The sequence below is a fragment of the Caldimonas tepidiphila genome (assembly GCF_003569765.1).
In the GTDB taxonomy this organism is placed as follows: domain Bacteria; phylum Pseudomonadota; class Gammaproteobacteria; order Burkholderiales; family Burkholderiaceae_C; genus Caldimonas; species Caldimonas tepidiphila.
Genome location: NZ_QXMG01000017.1, coordinates 23,405 through 48,304, shown reverse-complemented (window position 1 = coordinate 48,304; position 24,900 = coordinate 23,405). Strand labels below are relative to the sequence as shown.

Annotated in this window: 22 protein-coding genes; 11 read left to right on the top strand and 11 right to left on the bottom strand. The window is 70.7% G+C overall.

Annotated elements, in window-relative coordinates; all coding sequences use genetic code 11:
• Window positions 1-163 precede the first annotated feature (163 nt).
• From D3A59_RS12955 to D3A59_RS12940, 4 genes are all read right to left on the bottom strand, one after another.
• Window positions 164-1,081, bottom strand: a complete 918-nt coding sequence (locus tag D3A59_RS12955) for a dihydrodipicolinate synthase family protein (protein WP_119155355.1) — start codon at window positions 1,079-1,081, stop codon at window positions 164-166.
• A 10-nt stretch (window positions 1,082-1,091) separates the two neighbouring features.
• Window positions 1,092-2,288 carry an L-rhamnonate dehydratase gene (locus tag D3A59_RS12950; RefSeq protein ID WP_119155354.1) on the bottom strand — a complete coding sequence of 399 codons (1,197 nt, stop codon included), beginning with the start codon at window positions 2,286-2,288 and terminating at the stop codon, window positions 1,092-1,094.
• Window positions 2,289-2,418: 130 nt separating this feature from the next.
• Window positions 2,419-3,453, bottom strand: a complete 1,035-nt coding sequence (locus tag D3A59_RS12945) for a 4-hydroxythreonine-4-phosphate dehydrogenase PdxA (protein ID WP_119155353.1) — start codon at window positions 3,451-3,453, stop codon at window positions 2,419-2,421.
• Window positions 3,454-3,498: 45 nt separating this feature from the next.
• On the bottom strand, window positions 3,499-4,458 hold the full coding sequence (locus D3A59_RS12940; RefSeq protein WP_119155352.1) for a Bug family tripartite tricarboxylate transporter substrate binding protein: 960 nt from the start codon (window positions 4,456-4,458) through the stop codon (window positions 3,499-3,501).
• A gap of 106 nt (window positions 4,459-4,564) precedes the next feature.
• Between D3A59_RS12940 and D3A59_RS12935 the strand changes: the two genes are divergently transcribed.
• From D3A59_RS12935 to D3A59_RS12890, 10 genes are all read left to right on the top strand, one after another.
• A complete protein-coding gene (locus D3A59_RS12935) occupies window positions 4,565-5,569 on the top strand; it encodes a LysR family transcriptional regulator (RefSeq protein ID WP_119155351.1) in 1,005 nt (334 codons plus the stop codon).
• Between the two features lie 304 nt (window positions 5,570-5,873).
• Window positions 5,874-6,299, top strand: a complete 426-nt coding sequence (locus D3A59_RS12930; RefSeq protein WP_119155350.1) for a GlcG/HbpS family heme-binding protein — start codon at window positions 5,874-5,876, stop codon at window positions 6,297-6,299.
• A 15-nt stretch (window positions 6,300-6,314) separates the two neighbouring features.
• Window positions 6,315-7,343: an amidohydrolase family protein gene (locus tag D3A59_RS12925; RefSeq protein WP_119155349.1), complete on the top strand. Its 1,029-nt coding sequence runs from the start codon at window positions 6,315-6,317 to the stop codon at window positions 7,341-7,343.
• A gap of 23 nt (window positions 7,344-7,366) precedes the next feature.
• The gene (locus D3A59_RS12920) at window positions 7,367-8,272 is read left to right on the top strand and encodes a VOC family protein (protein WP_119155348.1); all 906 of its coding nucleotides are present in this window, start codon (window positions 7,367-7,369) and stop codon (window positions 8,270-8,272) included.
• Between the two features lie 39 nt (window positions 8,273-8,311).
• On the top strand, window positions 8,312-9,178 hold the full coding sequence (locus D3A59_RS12915; protein WP_119155347.1) for a fumarylacetoacetate hydrolase family protein: 867 nt from the start codon (window positions 8,312-8,314) through the stop codon (window positions 9,176-9,178).
• Between the two features lie 20 nt (window positions 9,179-9,198).
• Entirely contained in the window at window positions 9,199-10,746 is a 1,548-nt protein-coding gene (gene mhpA, locus D3A59_RS12910; RefSeq protein ID WP_119155346.1) for a bifunctional 3-(3-hydroxy-phenyl)propionate/3-hydroxycinnamic acid hydroxylase MhpA, read from the top strand.
• A gap of 114 nt (window positions 10,747-10,860) precedes the next feature.
• Complete coding sequence (locus D3A59_RS12905) at window positions 10,861-11,844, top strand: Bug family tripartite tricarboxylate transporter substrate binding protein (protein WP_119155345.1); 984 nt, start codon at window positions 10,861-10,863, stop codon at window positions 11,842-11,844.
• Window positions 11,841-12,494: a glutathione S-transferase family protein gene (locus D3A59_RS12900; protein WP_119155344.1), complete on the top strand. Its 654-nt coding sequence runs from the start codon at window positions 11,841-11,843 to the stop codon at window positions 12,492-12,494. The genes D3A59_RS12905 and D3A59_RS12900 overlap by 4 nt, the downstream gene beginning before the upstream one ends.
• A gap of 46 nt (window positions 12,495-12,540) precedes the next feature.
• On the top strand, window positions 12,541-13,773 hold the full coding sequence (locus D3A59_RS12895) for an amidohydrolase family protein (RefSeq protein ID WP_119155343.1): 1,233 nt from the start codon (window positions 12,541-12,543) through the stop codon (window positions 13,771-13,773).
• Window positions 13,770-14,756: an alpha/beta hydrolase gene (locus D3A59_RS12890; RefSeq protein WP_240636047.1), complete on the top strand. Its 987-nt coding sequence runs from the start codon at window positions 13,770-13,772 to the stop codon at window positions 14,754-14,756. Before D3A59_RS12895 ends, D3A59_RS12890 begins: the two co-directional genes overlap by 4 nt.
• Window positions 14,757-14,782: 26 nt before the next feature.
• Here D3A59_RS12890 and D3A59_RS12885 read toward each other — a convergent pair whose 3' ends face one another.
• The 7 genes from D3A59_RS12885 to D3A59_RS12855 form a co-directional block, all read right to left on the bottom strand.
• Window positions 14,783-15,718, bottom strand: a complete 936-nt coding sequence (locus tag D3A59_RS12885) for a LysR family transcriptional regulator (RefSeq protein ID WP_119155342.1) — start codon at window positions 15,716-15,718, stop codon at window positions 14,783-14,785.
• Window positions 15,719-16,144: 426 nt separating this feature from the next.
• Window positions 16,145-16,588 carry a cyanase gene (gene cynS, locus D3A59_RS12880; protein ID WP_119155341.1) on the bottom strand — a complete coding sequence of 148 codons (444 nt, stop codon included), beginning with the start codon at window positions 16,586-16,588 and terminating at the stop codon, window positions 16,145-16,147.
• Complete coding sequence (locus D3A59_RS12875; RefSeq protein ID WP_119155340.1) at window positions 16,585-17,475, bottom strand: ABC transporter ATP-binding protein; 891 nt, start codon at window positions 17,473-17,475, stop codon at window positions 16,585-16,587. Before D3A59_RS12875 ends, cynS begins: the two co-directional genes overlap by 4 nt.
• Window positions 17,465-18,358 carry a nitrate ABC transporter permease gene (gene ntrB, locus D3A59_RS12870; RefSeq protein ID WP_119155339.1) on the bottom strand — a complete coding sequence of 298 codons (894 nt, stop codon included), beginning with the start codon at window positions 18,356-18,358 and terminating at the stop codon, window positions 17,465-17,467. Before ntrB ends, D3A59_RS12875 begins: the two co-directional genes overlap by 11 nt.
• Window positions 18,359-18,361: 3 nt before the next feature.
• Complete coding sequence (locus D3A59_RS12865) at window positions 18,362-19,777, bottom strand: CmpA/NrtA family ABC transporter substrate-binding protein (RefSeq protein ID WP_119155338.1); 1,416 nt, start codon at window positions 19,775-19,777, stop codon at window positions 18,362-18,364.
• A gap of 156 nt (window positions 19,778-19,933) precedes the next feature.
• Window positions 19,934-20,602, bottom strand: coding sequence for a response regulator (locus tag D3A59_RS12860; protein ID WP_119155337.1), 669 nt, complete (start codon window positions 20,600-20,602; stop codon window positions 19,934-19,936).
• Window positions 20,599-21,744 carry a PAS domain-containing sensor histidine kinase gene (locus D3A59_RS12855; protein ID WP_119155395.1) on the bottom strand — a complete coding sequence of 382 codons (1,146 nt, stop codon included), beginning with the start codon at window positions 21,742-21,744 and terminating at the stop codon, window positions 20,599-20,601. The genes D3A59_RS12860 and D3A59_RS12855 overlap by 4 nt, the downstream gene beginning before the upstream one ends.
• Window positions 21,745-22,374: 630 nt before the next feature.
• Between D3A59_RS12855 and nirB the strand changes: the two genes are divergently transcribed.
• Window positions 22,375-24,891 (top strand): nitrite reductase large subunit NirB, encoded by a 2,517-nt coding sequence (gene nirB / locus D3A59_RS12850; RefSeq protein WP_119155336.1) that lies wholly within the window; start codon window positions 22,375-22,377, stop codon window positions 24,889-24,891.
• Window positions 24,892-24,900: the final 9 nt, after the last annotated feature.

Here is a 24,900-nt window from a genome sequence, read left to right as displayed (position 1 = left end):
GCAAGCCGATGCCCGCGAGGGCGCCGGACTGCAGCCTAGGGCGCTGAAGTATCCCCGTTTCAGGCAACCCGTGCCCGCACGGGCATCGAACGGAGCATCGGCGGTGATCCTTCAACGGAAAACGGGCGGTCAGGGCGCGGGCCGCCCCGCCGGGCCGCTTTCTTCATCGTGCCCAGCGCAGCACCAGCGGATCGAGCCGTCGGGCGATGTCGATCAGGCCGGCTCGGGTCGACGGATGCATCGGGGGCCAGGGATGGCGCGGCGCGTCGCAGGCGATGACGCCGCCTTCCTTCATCAGCGCCTTCGCGGCCAGGAAGCCGGCCTGCCGGTTCTCCCAGTTGATCAGCGGCAGCCAGCGCTGGTACAGGCTGAAGGCCTCGTCGCGCTGCCCGGCCGCGTAGGCGTCGACGATGGCACGCATCCCGTCCGGGAAGCCGCCGCCGGTCATCGCGCCGGTGGCGCCGGCCTCGAGGTCCGCCCACAGCGTGATGCCCTCCTCGCCGTCCCACGGCCCCTCGACCGCCTCGCCGCCGAGCGCGATCAGCTCCTGCAGCTTCACGGCTGCCTGCGGCGTCTCGATCTTGAAGTAGGACACCTGCTCGATCTCGCGCGCCATCCTCGCGAGGAAGGCTGCCGGCAGCGGCGTGCCGGCCACCGGCGCGTCCTGGATCATGATCGGGATCGAGATCGCGTCCGACACAGCGGAGAAGAAGCGGAAGATCTCCTCCTGCGGCACGCGCAGCGTCGCGCCGTGGTAGGGCGGCATCGCCATCACCATCGCCGCGCCCATGTCCTGCGCGCGGCGGCTGCGCTCGGCGCACAGCCGGGTGCCGAAGTGCGTGGTCGTGACGATCACCGGCACGCGGCCGGCCACGTGCTCGAGGATGGTGCGCGTCAGGACCTCTCGCTCCTCGTCGGCGAGCAGGAACTGCTCGGAGAAGTTGGCGAGGATGCACAGGCCGTTCGAGCCCGCGTCGATCATGAAGTCGACGCAGCGCTTCTGGCTCGCGAGGTCGAGCTCGCCGGTCTCGGTGAAGGTGGTGGGCACCACCGGGAACACGCCTCGGTAGGGTCGCTTCATGTGAGCCTCCTCACTCGATGATGTGGAACTGGTCCAGGAACTCGGTCTTGAGCGACAGGCCCAGGCCCGGCACGTCGTCGCGCAGCTGCAGGAAGCCGTTCTCGGCCACCGGCTCGCCGTCGAAGATGTAGTAGAACAGCTCGTTGCCGACCTCGACGTCGAACATCGGGAAGTACTCGCTCATCGGGCAGTTCAGGCTGCTCATCGTCAGGTGGTAGTTGTGCATCTGCCCGGCGTGCGGGATCACCGGCACGCTGTAGGCCTCGCACAGCGCGTTGATCTTGTGCGCCATCGTGATGCCGCCGACGCGGTTGGTGTCGTACTGCACCACTGAGACCGCCTTGCGGTCGAGCAGCTGCTTGAAGCCGTAGAGCGAGAACTCGTGCTCGCCGCCGGAGATCGGGACGATGTTCATCGCGTTGAGCTCGGCGTAGCCGTCGATGTCGTCGGCGATCACCGGCTCCTCCAGCCAGCGCGGCTGGAACTTCGCGAGCTTCGGGAGCATCCGCTTGGCGTACTCCAGGTTCCAGCCCATGTAGCACTCGAGCATCAGGTCGTTGTCGTAGCCGATCACCTCGCGCACCGCCTCGACCGCCTTGAGGTTCTCGACCACGCCCTGCTGGCCGTGCGCCGGGCCGTGGCCGAAGCGCATCTTGAAGGCGCGGAAACCCTGTTTCAGGAAGGTCTCGGCCTCGGCCTGCAGCTCCTTCAGCTCCGTGCGGTAGAGCTTGCTGTAGTAGCAGGGGATCTTCTCCTTGGTGCGCCCGCCGAGCAGCTTGAAAACCGGCTTGTTCACCGACTTGCCGAGGATGTCCCAGATCGCGATGTCGACCGCCGAGATCGCCGCCATCCCGACGCCCTTGCGGCCCCAGGCGTGCGTGGCGCGGTACATGCGCTGGTTCAGGTACTCGTAGTCCCAGGGATCCTGGCCGAGCAGCAGCGGCGTGAGGTACTCGTCGATGACGGCCTTGGCGATCTTCGGCGCCAGCGCCACGTTGCCGTAGCCGACGATGCCGTCGTCGGTCTCGATCTCCACCACCGTCCAGCCGTGGAAGCGGAAGGTGTTCATCGTGTCCTGGCCGGACGCGTGCCGGTTGGCCTTGTTGTCGTAGACCAGGTCCATCGCGTTGGAGCAGAAGTTGCCCTGCGGCGGGACGGTCTTGCCCTTCCATTCGAAGACGCGGGCGCGGACGTGTTTGATCTTCATGGTGTGCTTTCGTGCAGGACTGCGGTTGAGTGGGTCGTCGGGGTGTGGCGGGCAGGGCTCCGCCGGGCCGGGGTCCTCTGCGGCCCCGGCATCGTCGTGGAGGGAAACGGGCAGGCGCCGCCGGTCGTCGTCAGGTGGCGGGGGGGCGGGCCTCGCGGCCCGCGAGGCCCATGCGGCAGGCGATCGCGAAGGCGTTGGCGGTCGCGCCGACGTTCGCCCGGCCGAGGCCGGCGATGTCGTAGGCGGTGCCGTGCGCGGGCGTGGTGATCGGGATCGGCAGCCCGCCCTGCACCGTCACGCCCTGGCTGAAGCCGAGCAGCTTGAGCGCGATCTGGCCCTGGTCGTGGTACATCGTGACGATGGCCTGGAACTCGCCGGCGCGCGCCTTCAGGAAGATCGTGTCGGCCGGGAAGGGACCCTCGACCGGCAGGCCCTCGGCCTGGAGCTGGCGCACCGCCGGCTCGATGATGTCGATCTCCTCGCGGCCGCAGGTGCCGCCGTCGCCGTTGTGCGGGTTGAAGCCCGCCACCGCCACCTTCGGCTGCGCGACGCCCGCGGCCTGCAGCGAGCGGTGGATCAGCCGCGCGGCCTCGGCGATGCGCTCGCGGCTCAGGTAGCCCGCGGCATCCTTCAGCGGGATGTGCGAGGACACGCGCGAGGTCCACAGCCCGTCGAGCGTGTTGAACTCGCAGAAGTAGCCGTCCACGCCGAGGTGCTCGGCGAAGTGGTGCAGCTCGTCCTCGTGCTTCAGGCCGCCGAGCTTCATCGCGTGCTTGTTCAGCGGCGCGAAGCAGATCGCGTCGATCTCGCCGGCGCGCGCCGCGTCCATGCAGCGGTCCAGCACCGCGAGCACCGAGGCGCCGCCCGCCGCGCCGACCTGCCCGCGCTGCACCTGCTCGCGCCGCACCGTGTCCATGCGCAGGAAGGCCGGGCGGGAGGTGTCGGCGCGGCCGCGCACCTCGGCGAAGGAGGCGACGGGGTCGCACGCGACCGCGGTGCCGGCGATCGTCTGCCCGTCGTCCCAGAGCCAGGGATCGCCGACCAGCACGACGTTGGCGCCGCGGGTCGTCTCGGGAAGCGCCAGCAGGCGGGCGATCAGCTCGGCGCCGATGCCGGCGGGGTCGCCGAGCGTCAGCGCGACGACTGGCAGGGGGCTTGCATTCACTTCGGGTCCTTTCGTGGGGCTGCGGCGGCGGGAAGGGCGCGTGCCTCAGTCGATCCTGATGTTGCGGCGCTTGATCAGCTCGCCGTAGCGCTGGTTCTCGGCCGTGTGGAAGGCCTGGAACTGCGCCTGGGTCATCGGCGTGACCTCCATGCCGACCGATTCGAGCCGCGACTTCGTGTCGGGCAGCTGGACCAGTTTCTGCACCTCGTCGTGCACGCGTTCCTGCACCGCCTTCGGCGTGCTCGCCGGCATGTAGATGCCGTACCAGGCGCTCATCTCGACGCCCTTCACGCCGGCCTCGGCCATCGTCGGCACGTTCGGCAGCTGCGGGCTGCGCTTGGCGCTCGCGACCGCGAGCGCCTGCACCTTGCCACTCTTGATGTGGGGCAGCACCGACGCCATCGTGTCGAAGCTCATCTCGACGTTGCCGGCCATCAGGTCGATCAGCGCTGGCGAGCTGCCGCGATAGGGCACATGGGTGATGGTGGTGCCGGTCGCCTCCTTGAACATCTCGGCAGCGATGTGCTGGGTGCTTCCCGCGCCGCTGGAGGCGAAGTTCATCTTGCCAGGCTGCTTGCGCAGGAGCTCGAGCAGGCCGCCGACGCTGTTGACGCCGAGCTGCTGGCCGACCACGAGCACGTTGGGCACCGCGCCGACGAAGGCCACCGGGACCAGGTCCTTGTTGTTGTCGTAGCTCAGCCGGATCAGGTGCGGCGCGATCGCGTGAGCGGTCGACACGCCCATCACCAGCGTGTGGCCGTCGTTCGAGCGGGCGGCCTCCGCCGCCGCCAACGTGTTCGAGGCGCCGGGCTTGTTCTCGACCATCGTGGTCGTCTTCAGGGCTGGCCCCAGCTTGTCGGCCACCGCGCGCGCCGCGGCGTCGGTGCCGCCGCCGGGCGAGGAGCCGACCAGGATGCGGATCGGCTTCGTGGGCCACTCCTGCGCATGTGCGGCGGAGGCCAGGCCCAGCACCAGGGCGGGCAGCACGGTCCAGCGGATCTTCATCGTTGTCTCCTTGTATTGGGATGCTCGTCGTGCTTCGCATCCTAGGGCTGCCGATCATTAACCGTAAAATTAAAAGTCGTGATCAACTGATACACCAGGCTTATACATGGCGCAGACCCTCTCGGCCGAGACGCTGCTGAACCGGCTCCGGCTGCGGCAGGTCGCGCTGCTGCTCGAGCTGCAGGCCCGGGGCACGCTGCGGGCCGCCGCCGCGGAGCTGGGCATGACGCAGCCTGCGGCGACGAACATGCTCAAGGAGCTGGAGTCCTCGCTCGACCTGCGGCTGTTCGAGCGGGACGGGCGCAGGCTGCGGCCCACTGCCGCGGGCACCGCGGTGCTGGACCACTTCGGCGGACTGAAGGGGTCCCTCGCGGCGCTGGCGCGCGACCTCGAGGACCTTAGGGCGGGGGAAGGGGGGACGCTCGCGATCGGCAGCATCCTCGCGCCGTCGCCGACCTACCTGACGCGCGCCGTCGCGCGGCTCAAGGGCGAGCAGCCCCGCCTGCGCATCAGCGTGCTGACCGAGACGAGCGATCACCTGCTCGACCTGCTGGACCAGGGCAAGCTCGACGTGATGGTCGGGCGCGTCACGGACGGCCATGCGCCCCAGGACTACCTCACGCGCGTGCTGGAGGACGAGCCGCTGAGCGTGGTCGTCGGGCCCGCGCACCCGCTCGCGCGGGTCCGCCGCCTGTCGCTCGCCGACCTGGTCGGGCAGCCCTGGGTGCTGCAGCCGCGCGAGTCGCCGATGCGCGAGGCGCTCGAGCAGGAGTTCCGGCTCCAGGGCGTGGAGCGGCCGCAGAACCTGGTCGAGACCGCGTCGATCCTCACCACGCTGTTCCTGATCGCCGAGGCGCCGATGGTGGCGGTGGTGCCGGCCTCGCTGGCCGGCAGCTATGCGGCCCGGCACCTGCTGCGGGTGCTGCCGGTGCGCTTGAGCAGCCAGCTCGAGCCCTACGGCTCGATCGTGCGGCGCGGCCGCCCGCTCAGCCCGTCCGCGCGGCGCTTCCTGGACCTGCTTCACGCGCAGACGGCGGCGCTCGTCCCGCAGGAGCCCGCGACGCCGCCGGCGGCCGCGCCGGTGCGCGGACGCCGGCCTCGCACGGCCTGAGACCCGCCTCGTCCGGGCGCCCGAGCGCCCGGACCGAGGGGCGGCGACCGGCGCACCCCGCCGCGCGACCGCCATGACCGTCGCCCGCAGGCTCGACCCGGTCGCCCCGGCGAGCGCAATCCCGAGGTGCCCGGCCCAGGGCTCGTGAAGCGAGGGACCGGTTCAGGTCCGCACCCACGAAATCCATTTTGTGGATTTCATGTATCCATCGAATCGTCTAGATGGATATCAAGGCGCTCCCTAGACTTTGTGCCAGATCAAAGAACAGCCCCGCCACTGCGGCGGGCGCAATGGAGACGAGATCATGGCCTCACTGACCCTGGCACAAGCCAACACCATCCTTCAGGCGGCGCTCACCGCATCCCGGCAGGCAGGCTACAGGCCGATGGCGGTCGTCGTGCTCGACGAGGCCGGCCATCTGAAGGCGGCGCAGCGCGAGGACGGGGCGAGCATGTTCCGCATCGACGTCGCGACCGGCAAGGCCTGGGCGGCGGTCGGCATGGGCGCGTCGAGCCGCGTGCTCGGCGAGCGCGCCCAGGGCAATCCCAACTTCTTCGTGAGCCTGGCCGCCACCGCGCAGGGCCGCTTCCTGCCGCAGACCGGCGCGGTGCTGATCAAGGACGCGCAGGGCCGGGTGCTCGGCGCGGTCGGCGCTTCCGGGGGCACCGGTGACGAGGACGAGGCGATCTGCATCGCCGGCGTCGAGGCCGCCGGCCTGCAGCACGGCTGAACCCCGGGGGTTTCCATGTCCGTGATGTCGTGCCGCTGCTGCGGCATCGACGTGCATGCGCACGTCGTGCCGGAGCACTTCCCCGCCTGCCTCGGGCGCCGCATGCCGGCGCTCTGGCCCTCGACGGCGCCGGCGCATGAGTGCCACCGGCACGTGATGATCGCGGACAGGGTCTACCGCACCGTCTCCGACAAGTGCTGGAGCCCGTCGCGGCGCCTCGCCGACCTGCCGGCGATGGGCCTGTCGCACCAGGTGCTCTCGCCGATGCCCGAGCTGCTGTCCTACTGGTTCGAGCCGGCCGACGGGCAGCAGCTCTCGCGCTACCTCAACGAGCAGATCGCGGCGATGGTGGCCGAAGGAAACGGCGCGCTGATCGGGCTGGGCACGGTGCCGCTGCAGGACACGGACCTCGCGATCGCCGAGCTGGAGTTCGTGGTGAAAACGCTGGGTTTCCCCGGCGTCGAGATCGGCAGCAACGTCAACGGCCTGCCGATCGGCCACGAGCGTTTCGAGCCCTTCTTCGCGGCCTGCGAGGCGCTCGGCGCCGCGGTCTTCGTGCATGCATTGAAACCCGCCGGCATGGAGCGCCTGGTCGGCCCGGCGCCGCTGCAGCAGGTGCTGGCCTATCCCGGCGAGGTGGGGCTGGCGGCCGCCTCCGTCATCACCAGCAACCTGCTCGTGCGCCACCCGCGGCTGCGCATCGCCTTCAGCCACGGCGGCGGCACGCTCGGCCTGCTGCTGCCGCGCCTGCAGCAGGGCTGGCAGGTGTTCCCGGCGCTGAAGGAGCAGCTGCAGGCCTCGCCCGTCGAGCAGGCGCGCCGGCTCTACTTCGACACGCTGGTCTTCGACACCCCGACGCTGCGCCACCTCGTCGACACCTTCGGCGCGGACCGGCTGATGCTCGGCACCGACCACCCCTTCAACTTCCACGACCGCACCCCGGTCGCGCGCGTCGAGGCCGCCGGCTTCGACGCGGCGGTGGTGCGGCAGCTCCTCGACGGCAACGCCCGGCGCTTCCTGGCGCTGGACGCCGCCACGACCTGAACTTTCCCAAAGAGGCTCACCCTATGAGTTCCCCCTGGATTGCCGGCCTGCGCAGCGTGGCGCTGAACGTGCCCGACCTGGCACGGGCCGAGGACTTCTACACCCGCGTCTGGCACCTCGACGTGGTCGCGCGCACCGACGGCGCGATCTACCTGCGCGGCACCGGAGCCGACCACCACCTGCTGGCGCTCCATCAGGGCAGCCCGCGCGCCGAGATCCGCCACGTGACCTTCCGCGCCCGCAGCGCGCAGGCGCTGCACGACATCGCGGCCGCCACCGAGCGCGCGGGCGGCCGGCTGCAGGTTCCGCCGGGCCCGCTCGACGAGCCGGGCGGCGGCACCGGCCTGACGATCCGCGACCCGCACGGGCGGCTGCTGCAGGTGGTGCACGGGGACGCGCGGCACGCCGACGCGCACGAGGCCAGGGACCGACCGCAGCGCCTCGCGCACGTCGTGCTCAACAGCCACGACGTCGCGGCCACGCAGCGCTTCCTCGAGCAGGCGCTGGCTTTCAGGCTCTCGGACCGCACCCGGATCATGGCCTTCATGAACTGCGACCGCGACCACCACAGCGTGGCGCTCGGCGACGCGGACAACGATGCGCTCAACCACATCGCGTTCGTGATGCCGGAGCTCGACTCGGTGATGCGCGGGGGCGGGCGCATGCGCGACGCCGGCCACGCCATCGAGTGGGGCCCGGGCCGCCACGGCCCTGGCAACAACGCCTTCAACTACTTCATCGACCCCTTCGGCGTGGTCATCGAATACACGGCCGAGGTCGAGCAGATCGACGAGAGCTACCGCGTCGGCGGCCCCGAGGACTGGAAGTGGCCGGCCGGGCGGGTGGACCAGTGGGGCATCTCGCAGCCGCCCTCGGCGCGGCTCAAGGAAGCCCAGCGCGCCGTGTTCTTCATGCCGACGTCCGACTGACACACCGTCCCCTTTCTTCTCTCTTCGAGCATCGATCCCATGAAATTCACCACCTTTCTGCAAGCCGGCCAGCCCCGCCTCGGACTCGTCGACGGCGACGCCGTCATCGACCTCAACGCCGCGCAGCCCCAGGTGCCGGCCGACCTGCGCGCCGCGCTTGCCGCGGGCGTGGACCTCGACAGCGCAGCGCGTGCCGCGCTGGCCTCGGACGCGCCCCGCCTGCCGCTGGCCGACCTGCCGCGCGCGCCGCTGGTGCCGCAGCCGGGCAAGATCGTCTGCCTGGGCCTGAACTACTTCGACCACGCGAAGGAAGGCGGCCGCGACAAGCCCGAGTACCCCTGGTTCTTCCTGCGCGGCGCGAGCTCGCTGATCGGCCACGGCGACGCGGGCCAGGTGCCGCGCGTGTCGTCGAAGTTCGACTACGAGGCCGAGCTCGCCGTCGTGATCGGACGTCGCGTGCCGCGCCATGTGTCGCAGGACGAGGCGCTGCAGTACGTGTTCGGCTACAGCTGCTTCAACGACATGTCGGTGCGCGACTACCAGAAGCGCACGCCGCAGTGGACCATCGGCAAGAACTTCGACGCCACCGGCAGCTTCGGCCCGGTGCTCGTCACCGCCGACGAGCTGCCCGCTGGCGCCACCGACCTGCGCATCCAGTGCCGCCTCAACGGGCAGGTGATGCAGGACGCCAACACGAGCGACATGATCTGGGGCGTGGCCGAGACCATCACGCTGCTGAGCGACTGCCTGACGCTCGAGCCCGGCGACGTGATCGCGATGGGCACGCCCGCGGGCGTGGGCCAGGCCCGCACGCCGCCGGTGTGGATGAAGGAGGGCGATGCCGTCGAGATCGAGATCGAGCGCATCGGCACCCTGTTCAACCCGATCCGCAACGAGATCGCGTGAGAAGCGGCGCGAGGTCCCCGATGGCACAGAACCACGACACCCTCTACGACGTCGCGATCGTCGGCTTCGGCCCCTCGGGGGCGGTGGCCGCCGCGCTGCTCGGCCAGGCGGGCCTGCGCGTGCACGTCTGCGACCGCATGCACGGCGTCTACGAGATCCCGCGCGCCATCGCGCTGGATCACGAGATCATGCGCGTGTTCCAGCAGATCGGCATCAACGACGCCATCGCGCCTTACTTCGAGCCCTTCACGCCCTCGGAGTACTTCGGCGCGGACGGCCGGCTGATCAAGCGCATGACGATGATCGAGCCGCCCTACCCGCAGGGCTACACGCCTTCGCTCGTGTTCACGCAGCCGCCGGTGGAGCGCGCGCTGCGCGAGCGCGTGGCGCAGATGCCCAACGTCACCGTGGCGCTGGGTACCGAGATGCGCGCGCTGGCGCAGGACGGGGAGGGCGTGACGCTGTCGCTGCAGGCCGACGACGGGGCCGGGAGCACCGTGCGGGCCCGCTACGTGATCGCCTGCGACGGCGGCTCGAGCCCGACCCGCGCGATGGTCGGCATCGAGCTGGAGGACCTGGACTTCGACGAGCCCTGGCTGGTGGTGGACGTGCTGGCCAATGAAAAGGGCCTCGCGAAGCTGCCGAAGACCAGCGTGCAGTACTGCGAGCCGGACCGGCCCTGCACCTACGTGATCGGCCCGAAGAATCACCGCCGCTGGGAGATCTCGCTCAAGGAGGGGGAGGATCCGAAGCAGGCCGCCACGCCCGAGGCGACCTGGAAGCTGCTCGCGCGCTGGATCGGGCCCGAGGACGGCGAGCTGTGGCGCCAGGCGAGCTACCGCTTCCATGCGCTGGTCGCCTCCGAGTGGCGGCGCGGGCGCGTCTTCGTCGCGGGCGACGCCGCGCACATGCAGCCGCCCTTCCTGGGCCAGGGCATGTGCCAGGGCGTGCGCGACGTGAGCAACCTGAGCTGGAAGCTCGCCGCGGTGCTCAAGGGCGAGGTGGCGGGCGAGGCCGCCGAGCGGCTGCTCGACAGCTACGGGGTCGAGCGCAAGGCGCATGTGCGCGAGCTCACGAGCCGCATCAAGGCCGTCGGCGCGGTGATCTGCGAGCGCGACCCGGCCCGGGCGCGCGAGCGCGACGCGCGGCTGCTCGCCGAGTGCGGCGGCACGGTGCGGGACACGCCGCGCCAGGACGTGCTGCCGCGCCTGGAGCAGGGCCTGCTGCAGCGCGAGCCGAACAGCGCGCGCGGCACGCTCTTCCCGCAGCCCTGGGTGCTGCAGGGCGGCGAGAAGCAGCGGCTCGACGCGGTCGCCGGCCACGGCTGGCGCCTGGTGCTCGACGAGCGGCTGGCGTCCTTGGAGCCGCGGCAGCCCGCACCGGGCTGCGTGCGCATTGGGTCGGCGGCAGGTTCGCTCGCGGAAGCCGAGGGCGTGCTGGCCGCCTGGTTCCGGCGCCACGAGTGCCATGCCGCGCTGGTGCGGCCGGACCACTACGTGTGGGGCGTCGCGGCCGATGCCGGGGCATTGCAGCGCTTGCTCGACGAGTGGATGGGGCAGCTGGGCTGAACGCCGCCCGGCCACGACACGCGGCAAGAACAGGAGGCGGCTCGTGCACCGGCGGATTCCCGCGGGGGCGCGCGAGACCGGCCCGGTCCATTTCCCCCAAGAGGAGACAGAGTGATGAATCGACGCAGCTTCAATGCATTCCTGGGCCTGGGCCTGCCGCTCGGCCTGCTGAGCGCGGCCCCCGGCGTGCGCGCCCAGGGCTGGCCGGACAGGCCGGTGCGGCTGGTGCTGTCGCAGCCGGCAGGTTCCGGCCCCGACAACGTGGCCCGGATCCTGAGCGACCACCTCACGAAGGGCTGGGGCCAGGCCGTGGTCATCGAGAACAGGCCGGGCGGCCAGAACACGATCGGCGCACAGGCCGCGGCCCGCTCGCCCGCCGACGGCCACAGCTTCTACTTCGCCACCACCGCGGCGCTCGTCACCAACCGCTTCCTGTTCAAGCAGCTGCCCTACGACCCGGTCAAGGACTTCACGCCGGTGGCCTTCGTCGGCCGCAGTCCCTTCGGCATCCTGGTCGCGGCCCAGTCGCCGGTGCGCACCCTCGACGACCTGATCGCGCGCTCCAGGGCGGAGCCGGGCAAGCTGGCGCTCGGCAACGAGGGGCCGCGCACCTTCAGCGGCATGATCGCCCGTCTGCTGAACGCACGGGCCGACATGAAGGCCAACCTCGTGTCCTATGCGTCGGTGGGCGTGTCGATGCAGGACCTCATCGGCGGGCATGTCGATGCGGTGGTGGGCGATCTCGCCTCCTCGGCGCAGCTGATCCGCCAGGGGCGGCTGCGCCTGCTGGCCACGACCTCGGCGGAGCGGATTCCGGGATGGGAGAACGTGCCGGCCCTGGCCGAGCGGCTGCCGGGCTTCGAGATGGTCGGCTGGTTCGCCGTGGTGGCGCCCGCCGGCACCCCGCCCGCGGCCGTCGCGCGCTTCAGCGCCGATCTGCGCAAGCTGCTGGCCGAGCGCGATGTGGCCGAACGCATCGCGACCATCGGCCCGATCGCCGATCCCGGCATGGACGCCGAGCAGCTGGGCAGCTTCCTGCGAGCCGAGCATTCGCGCTGGGCCCAGATCACCCGGGAGATCGGGGTGCTGCCGGAATGAGCGACAGGTCCGATCCGGGTGCTTTGCTCACCCTGTACTTCTCCCCGGGCGCCTGCTCCCGGGTGAGCCTGATCGCGCTGGAGGAGGCGGGCGCGACCTACCGCGCGCAGCCGGTCGTGCTCGCCCGCGGCGAGCACAGCACGGCCGAGTTCCGCAGCCTCAATCCCAAGGGCCGGGTGCCGGTGCTCGTGACGGGCGAGGGCGTGCTGACCGAGACGGTGGCAATCCTCGCCTGGCTGGCGCAGCGCTTCCCGGCGGCCGCCCTGCTGCCGGCGTCCGACCCCTGGGCGCAGGCCCAGGCGCTGTCGCTGCTGTCCTGGTGCGCCTCGGGGCTGCACCCGCTGATCTTCCGCGCCCGCATGCCGCAGCGCGTCTGCGACCTGCCGGACGCGGCCGGGCGCGTGCAGGCGCTGGCCTGCGCGGAGCTGGCCGCGCAGCTGCAGGTCGCCGAGGACCGGCTGGAGTGCGGGCCCTGGCTCGCGGGCGCGCGGTGGTCGGTCGCCGACGCCTACCTGTTCTGGGCCTGGGGGCGGGCGTGCGACGCCGGCATCGCCCCCGAGGCCTTCCCGCGACTCCGCGAGCATGCCGGTCGCATGGCGCTTCGCCCGTCTGTGCAGCGTGCGCTGCTGCGCGAGGCGACGCCGGACTGAGCCCGCCCGCCCCTCCATTCCATCCAGGGTTTCCGAGGACACATCGATGAGTCCCACCGTGTTCACCAACGTGCGCGTCTTCGACGGCAGCGGCGCCGAGCCCTTCGAGGGCGAGGTCCGCGTCGAGGCCGAGCGCATCGTGCAGCTCGCCCGCGACGGCGAGCGCGTCTCGCGCGAGGGCGCGCTCGTCATCGACGGCCGCGGCGGCACGCTGATGCCCGGCCTGGTCGAGGCGCATGCCCACCTGACCTGGCCGAGCAGCGTCGAGAAGTTCGTGCCCGGCATGCACCTGCCGCCCGAGGAGCTGGCCCTCACGGCCGCGCGCAACGCCCGCATCCTGCTCGACCACGGCTTCACCAGCGCCTACTCGGCCGGCGCGCTGAGCAAGAAGCTGGAGATCGTGCTCAAGCGGCACATCGACGACGGCGGCTTGCCCGGGCCGCGCCTGGTGGCCTCGTCGGTCGAGCGCGTGCCGCCGGTGGACGACGCGCAGCTCGACCCCGGCGAGATCGACGAGCACGGGCGCGGTGCCGACAGCGTGCGTGCCTTCGTCAAGGGCTGCGCCGCGATCGGCGCGAAGTCGGTGAAGTTCCTGATCTCGGGCGAGAGCGCGCTGCAGCCCGGCGCCTCCCACCGGCTGCTCTACACCGAGGACGAGCTGCGCGCCGCGGGCGAGCAGGCGCGCGAGAGCGGGGTGTGGCTCACGGGCCACGCCCACGCGGCCGAGGCCGTGAAGCTGGGCGTGCGCCACGGCTTTCGCGTGCTCTACCACTGCACCTATGCCGACGACGAGGCGCTGGAGCTGCTGGAGCAGGCGCGCGAGCGCATCTTCGTCGCCCCCACCATCGGCATCGTGCAGGCCACGCTCGACGCCAGTCCGCCGCCGCACTTCGACATGCGCCACATGAAGGAGGACGCCGCGATCGTGCTGGAGCGCCAGCGCGCGCTCGTGCCGGAGTTGCGCCGCCGCGGCGTGAAGCTGCTGCCGGGCGGCGACTACGGCTTTCCCTTCAACCCCAACGGTCGCAACGCCCGGGACCTGGAGCTGTGGGTGCGGCACTTCGGCTACACGCCGGCGGAGGCGCTGCACGCGGCGACGCAGCTCGGCGGCGAGCTGATGGGGATGGAGCTCGGGCAGGTCCGCCCCGGCTTCCTCGCCGACCTGCTGCTCGTCGAGGGCGATCCCTGCCGCGACATCGCCGTGCTGCAAGACAAGAACAAGCTGAAGGCCATCATGAAGAACGGCCGCTTCCACAAGCAACCTGGAGATCTGCAATGAATCGTGCCTGGCGACGCTGGTGGCGCACTCTCGCCTGCGGCATGCTGCCGCTCGGCATGGGTGCCGCGATGGCGACCCCGAACGGCGTGCCGCCCGGGATCGAGGCCCGGGTGCGGGCGCAGGGACCGGTGATCGACGTGCCCGGCACGAAGACGCTCTACGAGCCACTGCTCGCGAAGCAGCCGCGCGAGGGCGTGCGCCGCACCACGGGCCTTGCCTACGGCAGCGACGAGCGCCACCGCCTGGACGTCTATGCGCCCGAGGCCGCCGCCCCCGGCCCCCGGCCGGTGCTGGTCTTCGTGCACGGGGGCGGCTTCGTGCGCGGCGACAAGGCCGATCGCGACAACGCCGGCTACTTCTTCGCCCGCGAGGGCTTCGTGACGGCGGTGCCGAACTACCGGCTCGGGCCCAAGCACCGCTGGCCCGCCGGGGCCGAGGACATCGCCTCGGTGCTGCGCTGGCTGCGCCAGAACGCCGCGGAGTTCGGCGGCGATCCGCAGCGCATCGTGCTGATGGGCGAGTCCGCCGGTGCGGCGCACGTGGCGGCGGCGACGCTGGTGAAGCGCTTCCATCCGCCCGAGGGCCTGGAAATCGTCGGCGCGGTGCTGGTCTCCGGCGTCTACAACGCCCGGCTGGAGGCGCTGGCGCGCCGGCAGTTCGGCATCGCCACGCCCGACCCGCGCAACGAGGCCTACTTCGGCCCGGACACCTCGGCCTGGGGCGCGATGTCCACGGTGGACCTCGTCGACGCGGCCCCTTTCCCAATCCTTCTCACCTATGCCGAGATGGACCCGATGCAGATGCAGGTGCAGGCCGGCGAGCTGTTCGCGCGGCTCGTGTCCAGGCACGGCTTCTCGCCGGATCTCCATGTCGTGCGCGGCCACAACCACCTGACCCAGGTCTACTCGATCAACACCGGCGACGAGTCGCTCACCCGGCCGGTGCTGGAGTTCCTGCGGGGACGCACGAGGCCGGCCGAATAAGCCCCGGCTCCTCTCGCGCAGCGAGGCTAGGGCCGCGCCCCTGTCCCGGCCTCGCCGCCATCCTGGGAGAACAGCGAGCGCACCACGCCGCGCAGCCAGGCGTTGGCCGGATCCTTGTGGAAGCGCGAATGCCAGAACTGGTGCACCGCGATCACGGGCACCTCGAGCGGGATGTCGAGGATGTGGAGGTCCGCGTAGCGGCTGCAGACGTCGGCCAGGTCGCGCGGCACCGCGGCCACCAGGTCCGAACTCTCGATGACCGGCAGCAGGCTCATGAAGTGAGACATCTCCACCAGCACCTTGCGCCGCAGCCCCCGCTCCTGGAGGAACTGCTCGAAGACATGTTCCCGGCCGTCCGGGTGGACCACGGCATGCGAGGCGGCGAGGTATTCGTCGAGCGTCATGCCCGGCCCCACCGTCGGATGCCCCCGCCGCACGATGCAGACGTGGGGGTTGTCGAAGAGCTTCTGCTGGTAGAAGCCCGCCTTCTGCAGGTCGGGGAAGTAGCCGATGGCCAGCGAGGCCGCGCCCGACTCCAGCGCCTCGGCCGCCGCCAGCCTGGGTTTCGCGATCGTGCGCAGATGCGCCGAGGGCGCTTCCCGTGCGAAGTGCTCGAGCAGCCGGGGCAGGAAATGGATCTCGCCGATGTCGGGCGTGAGGATGGTGAAGATCCGGTCGGTGGTCGCGGGCACGAAGCCGGAGCGCTGCAGGACCTCGCAGCGGATCATCTCCGTCACCCGCTTGATCGGCTCGGCCAGCTCCAGCGCCCGTGGCGTGGGCTTCATCTCCGCCCCGGACCGCACGAACAAGGGGTCGTCGAACAGGGCGCGCAGCCGGGCCACCGCGGCACTCATGGCCGGCTGGCTCAGGCCCACCATCTCCCCGGCGCGCGTGACGCTGCGGCAATCCATCATCGCGTCGAAGACCACCAGCAGGTTCAGATCGATCGTTCTCAGATCCATCTGATGGATTGTATTTGTCCAGGAAATCTACTGAATGGATAGGGGCGGCTTGCCTGGACCTCGCGACATGTCGAACAAGGGGCTGCGACATGCCGGACCCCGAAGGAGGCAAGCTCGTGGTCACGCGAACAGGGACCCGGGACCGGTCCCCTCGTCCTGCCCGAGGGCCGAATGCTCCGTCCTCGGGGCACGTCCCCCGAAGGCCCGCACCGGCGGTCCGGGCGGAAGCGTCGCGAAGCAGCCCTCTTCCGGCGGCCGTCCGGTTCGGCATCGGCGGTGTCGCCCGCAGGGTGCGGGTGCAGACGGCGGCACCGGCGCTGACCCAATCGGTGACGCCGGTGCCGTTCGCGGCCTCCGCCGCCGTCCTCAGGCGCGGCAGTCCCGGCGGGGAAGGGCGGCAGCGGCGGGCGCGGCTGCCTCGGCGGCTCAGTAGGTCTTGTAGGGCAGGAACTTGCCCGACATGACGATGCTGACCCGGTCGCCGGCCGGGTGGGGCTCGCGCTGCAGGTCCATCCTGAAGTCGATCGCGCTCATGATGCCGTCGCCGAACTCCTCGTGGATCAGCTCCTTGAAGGTGGTGCCGTACACGCTCACGAGCTCGTAGAAGCGGTAGATCAGCGGGTCGGTCGGCACGCTGGTCGGCAGCGAGCCCTTGTAGGGCACCACCATCAGCCACTTCTTCTCCTCGTCGGTGAGCCCGAAGATCTCGGCGAGCACGCCCGCCTGCTCGGCGTCGAGCGTCATCTGGCCCAGGCAGGCGGCCGTGACCCATTCCTTGCTCAGGCCGACCTTCGCGGCGACATCGGCCCACTTCAGGCCCTTGGCCACCTTGGTGGCGACGATCTTCTCGGTGACTTCCAGACGGCTCATGCGATTTTCCTCAGAGGGATGGTGGGGAGGGGGGAGGAGGCATCGGCCTCGGGCTGGGCCTCCAGCCCGGGGCAGACCTCGGGGGGCACCTGGGGCGCGCGGCCATGCGACAGCGTCTTGCTGCGCGTGACCAGGAAGTCCACTAGGTGGTTGCGGATGCGGTAGTACTGCGGGTCGTGGTGCAGCGTGGCGCGCTGGCGCTCGCGCGGCATCGTGTTCCTGACGATCTCGGCCACGCGTGCCTGCGGTCCGTTGCTCATCAGGAGGATGCGGTCGGCCAGCAGGATGGCCTCGTCCACGTCGTGCGTGATCATGAAGACGGTCTGGCGCGTCTCGGCGCAGATGCGCAGCAGCTCGTCCTGGATCGTGCCGCGTGTGAGCGCGTCCAGCGCGCCGAAGGGCTCGTCGAGCAGCAGCATGCGCGGCTCGATCGCGAAGGCCCGCGCGATGCCCACGCGCTGCTTCATGCCGCCCGACAGCGCCTGCGGCTTCTTGTCGATCGCGTGCGCCAGGCCCACCAGCGCGACGTACTTCTCGACGTGCTCGTTCACCTGCGCGGCAGGCCAGTGCGGCCACTTGCTGCGCACCGCGAAGGCGATGTTGGCGCGCACCGTCAGCCACGGCATCAGCGCGTGACCCTGGAACACGACGCCGCGCTCCAGGCCCGGGCCGCGCACCTCGCGCCCGTCCATGAAGACGTAGCCCGAGCTCGCGCTCTCCAGGCCCGCGAGCACGTTGAGGATGGTCGTCTTGCCGCAGCCGCTGTGGCCGATGATGCAGACGAACTCGCCTTCCCCGATGCCGAAGTTGACGTCCTCGAACACCGGCTCGGGGAAGCCGGGATAGGCCTTGGTGAGTGCCTCGACCTTCAGGAATTCAGTCGACATAGGTGACCGCCTTTTGCAGCTTGGCGAAGGCCAGGTCCAGCAGCATGCCGACCAGGCCGATGACCAGGATCGCGAAGATCACGTTGGGCAGCGAGAGGTTGTTCCACTCGTTCCAGACGAAGTAGCCGATGCCGGTGCCGCCCACGAGCATCTCGGCCGCGACGATCACGAGCCAGGCGATGCCCATGCTGATGCGCATGCCGGTGAGGATGGTCGGGGCCGCCGCGGGCAGGATCACCTGCAGCGCGCGCCGCACCGGCCGGACCTCGAGCGTGCGCGCCACGTTGAGCCATTCGCGCCGCACGCCGGCCACGCCGAAGGCGGTGTTGATCAGCATCGGCCAGACCGAGCAGATGAAGATCACGAAGATGCCGCTGATCGACGAGTCCTTGATCGTGTAGAGCGCCAGCGGCATCCACGCCAGCGGCGAGATCGGCTTGAGCACCTGGATGAAGGGGTCCAGCGCACGGTGGAGCAGCGGGCTCATGCCGATCACGAAGCCCAGCGGGATCGCCACCAGCGCCGCGAGCAGGTAGCCGAGCCCGACGCGCCCGAGCGAGTGGGCCAGCTGCAGCCCGATGCCCTTGTCGTTGGGGCCCTTGTCGTAGAAGGGCGAGGACAGGTGGTGCACCACCGCCGCGCCCATCTGCGCCGGCGTCGGGAAGCCCGACTTGGCGGCCTGCGCCGCACCGGCCTCGGCGCCCGGGTCCTTGCCCATCAGCTTCGCGTACTCGAGCTGCTCGGCCGTCAGTGCGGGTGCCGCCGGGGCCGTGGCGCCGCCCGCGGGCCGCGTGGCCACGTGCCACACCATCAGCAACCCGAGCAGCAGCGCCATCGACAGCAGCCCGGCGCGAAAGCCCTGGGCCTGCATCGCGGTGTTCATCGCTCAGGCCCTCCGGATCGCGAAGCTCGAGGCGTAGGCCTCGGCCTTCTCGGGATCGAACACCTTGCCCATGATCGTGAACTTCGGGTAGGCGCCGTCGGGCACCTTCATGTCCAGCGCCTTCATGTGCTTCTTCGCGTCGGTAAGCAGGAACACCTGCTCCGCGATCTGGCGGTAGTTCACGTCGCCCTTGACGTAGCCCCAGCGCTTCATCTGCGTGAGCATCCACACCGCCATGCTCTGCCACGGGATCGGGTTGAAGTCGGCGCGGTCGGGCACCGTCCTGACGTTGCCGAGCCCGTCGGCGAAGCGGCCCGTGAGCACCTGGCTCAGTACCGTCTCGGGCTGGTTGAGGTAGGCCTGCGGCGCGACGACCTTGGCGATCAGCTCGCGGTTCTTCGGCTCGCGCGCCATCGCGGCCGCGGTCAGCACCGCGCGGTACAGCGCCGCGAAGGTGTTGGGATGGGCGCGGATGAACTCGGCGCTGGTGCCGAAGGCGCAGCAGGGGTGGCCTTCCCACAGCTCCTTGGTCAGCAGGTGCAGGAAGCCCACCTCCTCGAACACCGCGCGCTGGTTGAAGGGGTCGGGGCCGAGGTAGCCGTCGATGTTGCCCGCGCGCAGGTTGGCCACCATCTCGGGCGGGGGCACGACGCGGATCTGGATGTCGCGGTCCGGGTCCAGCCCTGCCTCGGCCACGTAGTAGCGCAGCAGGAAGTTGTGCATGCTGTACTCGAAGGGCACCGCAAACCTGAAGCCCTTCCACTGCCGCGGGTCGCGCTTGTCCTTGTGCTTGAGCGCGAGCGTGATGGCCTGGCCGTTGGTGTTCTGGATCGTCGCGACCCGCATCGGCTGCGGGTTGGAGCCCGCGCCGAGCGTGATCGCCAGCGGCATCGGCGACAGGAAGTGCGTGGCGTCGTACTCCCGGTTGATCATCTTGTCGCGGATCAGCGCCCAGCCCGCGGTCTTGACCACCTCGACGTCCAGGCCCTGCTTCGAGTAGAAGCCCAGCGGGTGGGCCATGATCAGCGGCGTCGCGCAGGTGATCGGGATGAAGCCGATCTTCAGCTCCTTCTTCTCCAGCGTGCCGGGCTTGCCGGCCTCCTGCGCCAGGGCCTGCAGCGGGGCCACCGGCAGCACGCTGCCGATCGCGGCCATCGCGGTGCCGCGCCCCACGGCGCGCAGGAAGCGCCGGCGCAGCGCGTCCTGCGGGAACAGCGCCTTGACGAGCGTGGCCTCGACGAAGGCGTTCGAGTAGGCCTCGAACTCGGCGCTCTCGCTGCGGCGGCGCAGCTCGGCGGCGGCGCCTTGCGCCGACAGCTCGGCATCGTGCTCGGCCGCCGAGGCGTGGCGGCCGCAGCTGCAGCGCATCAGCAGCGGGCGGTCGGCGTCGTAGGGGTCGAAATGGCGGTCGGCTGGCATCGGCGGTCCCTCAGGTTCGATGGGACCGATGCTAGGCAGGGGGTGCCGCGCGCGGAATCGCGGATGCCGTGGATCTCGTGTAGGGCTGGAACTACACGGCTGTAGGGAAGGCAGGCTTCGCCCGCTCGCGCCCCGGGGCGGCCCGGCGAGGCAGCCTCAGGCCTGCAGCCCATCCTGCCGCACCGCGTAGAGCGCGAGCTCGACGTCGTTGCGCACGCCGGTCTTCTCGAGGATGCGCGCGCGGTAGGTGCTGACGGTGTTGGGCGACAGCGCGAGCTGCTCCGCGATCTCGCCGACGCTGCGCCCGGTGGCGAGCAGGCGGAACACCTGGTACTCGCGGCGCGAGAGCCGCTCGTGCAGCGGCAGGGCCTCGTCGGCCGGGCCGCCGCCGGCGCCCATCGCGCTGGCGAGCTGCTCCGCGACGCTCGGCGTGATGAACAGCCCGCCGCCGGCGACCTTGCGGACCGCGTCGATCATCTGCTCGCTGTCGGCGCTCTTGTTGAGGTAGCCGGCGGCGCCGAGCTTGAGGCTGCGCACCGCGTACTGCCGGTCGGGGTAGGTGCTGAGCATCAGCACCGGCAGCTTCGGGAACTCGCCCTTGAGCTGCTTGAGCACGTCGAGCCCGTCGCGCAGCGGCATCGCGATATCCATCAGCACCACGTGCGGCGGCGTGCCGGCGGCCGCCGCCGCGCGCACCTGCGCGACCGCCTCCGGCCCGCTGCCGGCCTCGCCCGTGACCGCGATGTCGCCGGCGTCGGCCAGGATCTGCCGGATGCCCTGGCGCACGATGAGATGGTCGTCGCAGACCAGCACGCGGATCCTCATGTCTTCCCTCCCTCCTGCGCGATCGGCATCACCAGCCGCACCTGTGTTCCCCGTCCCGGCGCGCTGTCGATGCCCAGGCGCCCGCCGAAATGCGCGGCGCGCTCGCGCATGCCCAGCACCCCATAGCTCGTCGGCGCATGCAGCGCCCCGGCGCTCGTGCCGACGCCGTCGTCCCGCACGTGCAGGTAGAGCGTGGGGTTCGGGGGCGCGTCCACGTCGATGCGGATCCACAAGTGGCGCGCGCGCGCATGGCGGGCGACGTTGGAGAGGATCTCCTGGAAGATGCGGAACACCGCGATCGACAGGCCGCCCCCGGGCGGCTCGACGCCGGCCTCGATGAACATCTTGAAGTCCACGCGCAGCTCCTCGGCGCTGCGCTGCCACTCCTGCGCCTGCCACTCCAGCGCCGCCCACAGGCCCTGGTGGTCGAGGATGCTCGGGCGCAGGTCGGTGATGATGCGCCCGACGTTGTCCACCGCGGCGTCCACCAGGGCGCCCATGCGCTGGCACTTGGCGGTGAGCTCCGGGCGGGCCGGGTCCACCCGGCGCTCGAGCCAGTTGACGTCCATCTTCAGCGCCACGAGCAGGCTGCCGAGCTCGTCGTGGATCTCGCGCGCGATGCGCTTGCGCTCGGCCTCGCGCACGCCCTCGAGGTGGGCGGCGAGCTCGCGCAGCTCGCGCGTGCGCTCGGCCACGCGCGTCTCCAGCATCTCGTGGCTGCGCCGCAGCAGCTCCTCGGCGCGCTTGCGCTCGGTGATGTCCACCAGCGTCACCACCGCGCCCTGCACCACGCCGTTCTCGAGCACCGGGTGGCTGGAGTACTCGGCCGCGAAGGCGCTGCCGTCGGCGCGCCAGAACACCTCGTCGGCGTGGCGGCAGGGCAGCCCGCGGCGGAAGGCATGGAAGATCGGGCAGTCGCACTCCGGGTAGGGGCGCCCGTCGGCGTGCGAGTGGTGGATCAGATCGTGCATGTTGCGCCCGAGCACCTGCTCCGCCGGCCAGCCCAGCATCTGCGCCGCGGCCCGGTTGATGAAGGTGCAGCAGCCGTCCATGTCGATGCCGAAGATGCCCTCGCCGGTCGATTCGAGCAGCAGGGTCAGGCGGTCGGTGGAGGTGTTCGTCACGGCGGCAGGCGGCGGCATGGACGGATTGATGCCGAGGATCACCCCGCCTCGCAGGGGCGCGGATGCGGCGATGCCGACGCAGGGAGAGGCCCGCGGCGAGGGGCGGGAGGCCTTCCCCGAAGCCGCGACGGCCGTTCGCACTGTCCGAGTGCGCATGCACCAAGTCGCGACTCCGCGATGGCGCATGACACCCGGCCTTGGTGCATTCGCCGGCCTTCCGGCACGAAACGCGGCGGTCCGGGGCTGGCACGGTCGTTGCGTCTGATCTGCATCAACCGGTCGCCTGCTGGCAGGCCGGTATCGAGCGATGAGCTCCGGGCGCGTCTCCCGAGAGGCGCGCTGCGACGGCTCATCCTGCCCGGTTCACCGGGGCGACAACGAGGTCGCCCATGGAGGCTGAAGTCTGCCTCCGCGTGAACCCCGGTCTGCATCCCGGTGGTGCCGCGTCGCGGCGGCATCAATGCCGCGCCTCGTGAAGCTCACGGGGCCGGCGCGGACCCGCGACAACCCGTTTTCCTGTTGACGAGCCGGCCGGCGCGCCGGCAACCCGGGGTGGCAGCGTGCGCTGTCCACCCGAGGCTGCCGCATGCCTGCCGCCGCACGGCACAGACCCCCGACCTCATCCGACCTCACTGAACCGGAGCAGCTATGAAGATCGTCCTTATCGGCCACGGCATGGTGGGCCAGAAATTCCTGGAGAGCCTGGACGCGGCCGGCATGCGCGACGCGGAAGTCACGGTGCTGTGCGAGGAGCCGCGCCCCGCCTACGACCGGGTGCACCTGTCCGAGTTCTTCTCAGGCAAGTCGGCGCACGAGCTGTCGCTGGTGCCGCCGGGCTTCTTCGAGCGCGACAATCTGCTGCTCAAGCTCGATACCCGAGCCACCGCAATCGACCGCGCGGCCAAGACCGTCACCACCTCCGCCGGCGAGGTGCTGCCCTACGACAAGCTCGTGATCGCCACCGGCTCCTATCCCTTCGTGCCGCCGGTGCCGGGCAAGGACCGCCCGGACTGCTTCGTCTACCGCACCATCGAGGACCTCGAGGCGATGCTCGAGTGCGGCGAGCGCTCGAGCAGCGGCGTGGTCGTCGGCGGCGGCCTGCTCGGCCTGGAATGCGCCAAGGCGCTGCGCGACATGAAGCTGCAGACGCACGTGGTCGAGTTCGCGCCGCGCCTGATGGCGGTGCAGGTCGACGAGGCGGGCGGGCGCGTGCTGCGCACCAAGATCGAGGAACTGGGCGTGAGCGTGCACACCCAGAAGAACACGCTCGAGATCGTTGACGGCACCGAGGCCCGCCACCGCATGGTGTTCGCCGACGGCAGCCATCTCGAGACCGACATGATCGTGTTCTCGGCCGGCATCCGCCCGCGCGACGAGCTCGCGCGCCAGTGCGGCCTGGAGACCGGTGCCCGGGGCGGCATCGCCATCGACGAGCGCTGCCTCACGAGCGACCCCGACATCCACGCGATCGGCGAATGCGCGGCCTGGAACGGGCAGGTCTTCGGCCTGGTCGCGCCGGGCTACGAGATGGCGCGCGTCGTCGCGCGGCACCTGGCCGGCGAGGCGGCGGCGTTCGGCGGCGCCGACATGAGCACCAAGCTCAAGCTGATGGGCGTGGACGTGGCGAGCATCGGCGACGCGATGGGCAAGACCCCCGGCAGCCGCTCCTACCAGTTCACCGACGAGCGCAAGCAGGTCTACAAGAAGATCGTCGTCTCGGAGTGCGGCAAGAAGCTGCTGGGCGCGGTACTGGTCGGCGACGCGGCGGAGTACGGGACGCTGCTGCAGATGGCGCTCAACGGCATCGAGCTGCCCGAGGCGCCCGAGTTCCTGATCCTGCCGCAGGGCGACGGCAAGGCCCGGCCGGGCCTCGGCGTCGACGCGTTGCCGGCCTCGGCACAGATCTGCTCGTGCAACAACGTCTCGAAGGCGCAGCTGTGCGAGGCGGTCGCGGGCGGTGCCGCCGACATCGGCGCGCTCAAGTCCTGCACCAAGGCCGGCACGGCCTGCGGCGGCTGCGTGCCGCTGGTCACGCAGGTGATGAAGGCCGAGATGAAGAAGCAGGGCCTGGCGGTGAACAACCACCTGTGCGAGCACTTCGCCTACTCCCGCCAGGAGCTCTTCCACCTGATCAAGGTCGAGAAGATCAAGACCTTCGAGGAGCTGCTGGCGCGCCACGGCAAGGGCCTGGGCTGCCATGTCTGCAAGCCGGTGGCCGCGAACATCTTCGCCTCCTGCTGGAACGAGTTCGTGCTCAAGCGCGACCATGCCGGCCTGCAGGACTCCAACGACTACTTCCTCGGCAACATCCAGAAGGATGGAACCTATTCCGTCGTGCCGCGCATGCCGGGCGGCGAGGTGACGCCGGACGGCCTGATGGCGGTCGCGCAGGTGGCCAAGAAGTACGGCCTCTACACCAAGATCACGGGCGGGCAGCGCGTGGACCTGTTCGGCGCGCGCGTCGAGCAGCTGCCGGCGATCTGGGAGGAGCTGATCGCCGCCGGCTTCGAGTCGGGCCACGCCTACGGCAAGTCGCTGCGCACCGTGAAGAGCTGCGTGGGCTCGACCTGGTGCCGCTACGGCGTGGACGACAGCGTCGGCCTCGCCGTCGAGCTGGAGAACCGCTACAAGGGCCTGCGCGCGCCGCACAAGATCAAGTTCGGCGTCTCGGGCTGCACCCGCGAGTGCGCCGAGGCCCAGGGCAAGGACGTGGGCGTGATCGCCACCGAGAAGGGCTGGAACCTCTACGTCTGTGGCAACGGCGGCATGAAGCCGCGCCACGCCGAGCTGCTGGCCTCGGACCTGTCGAAGGCCGAGCTGATCCGCTACATCGACCGCTTCCTGATGTTCTACGTCCGCACCGCGGACCGGCTGCAGCGCACCAGCGTCTGGCGCGAGAACCTCGAGGGCGGCCTCGACTACCTCAAGGAGGTCGTGCTGGACGACAAGCTGGGCATCGCCGCCGAGCTGGAGGCCGACATGCAGCACGTGGTCGACACCTACGAATGCGAGTGGAAGGCCGCGGTGACCAACCCGGAGACGCGCAAGCGCTTCCGCCCCTTCGTCAACAGCGACCTGCCCGACCCGAACGTGGTCTTCGTGAAGGAGCGCGGCCAGATCCGGCCCGCCACGCCCGAGGAACGCGAAACCGTCCAACCCGCCTGAAGGAGCACG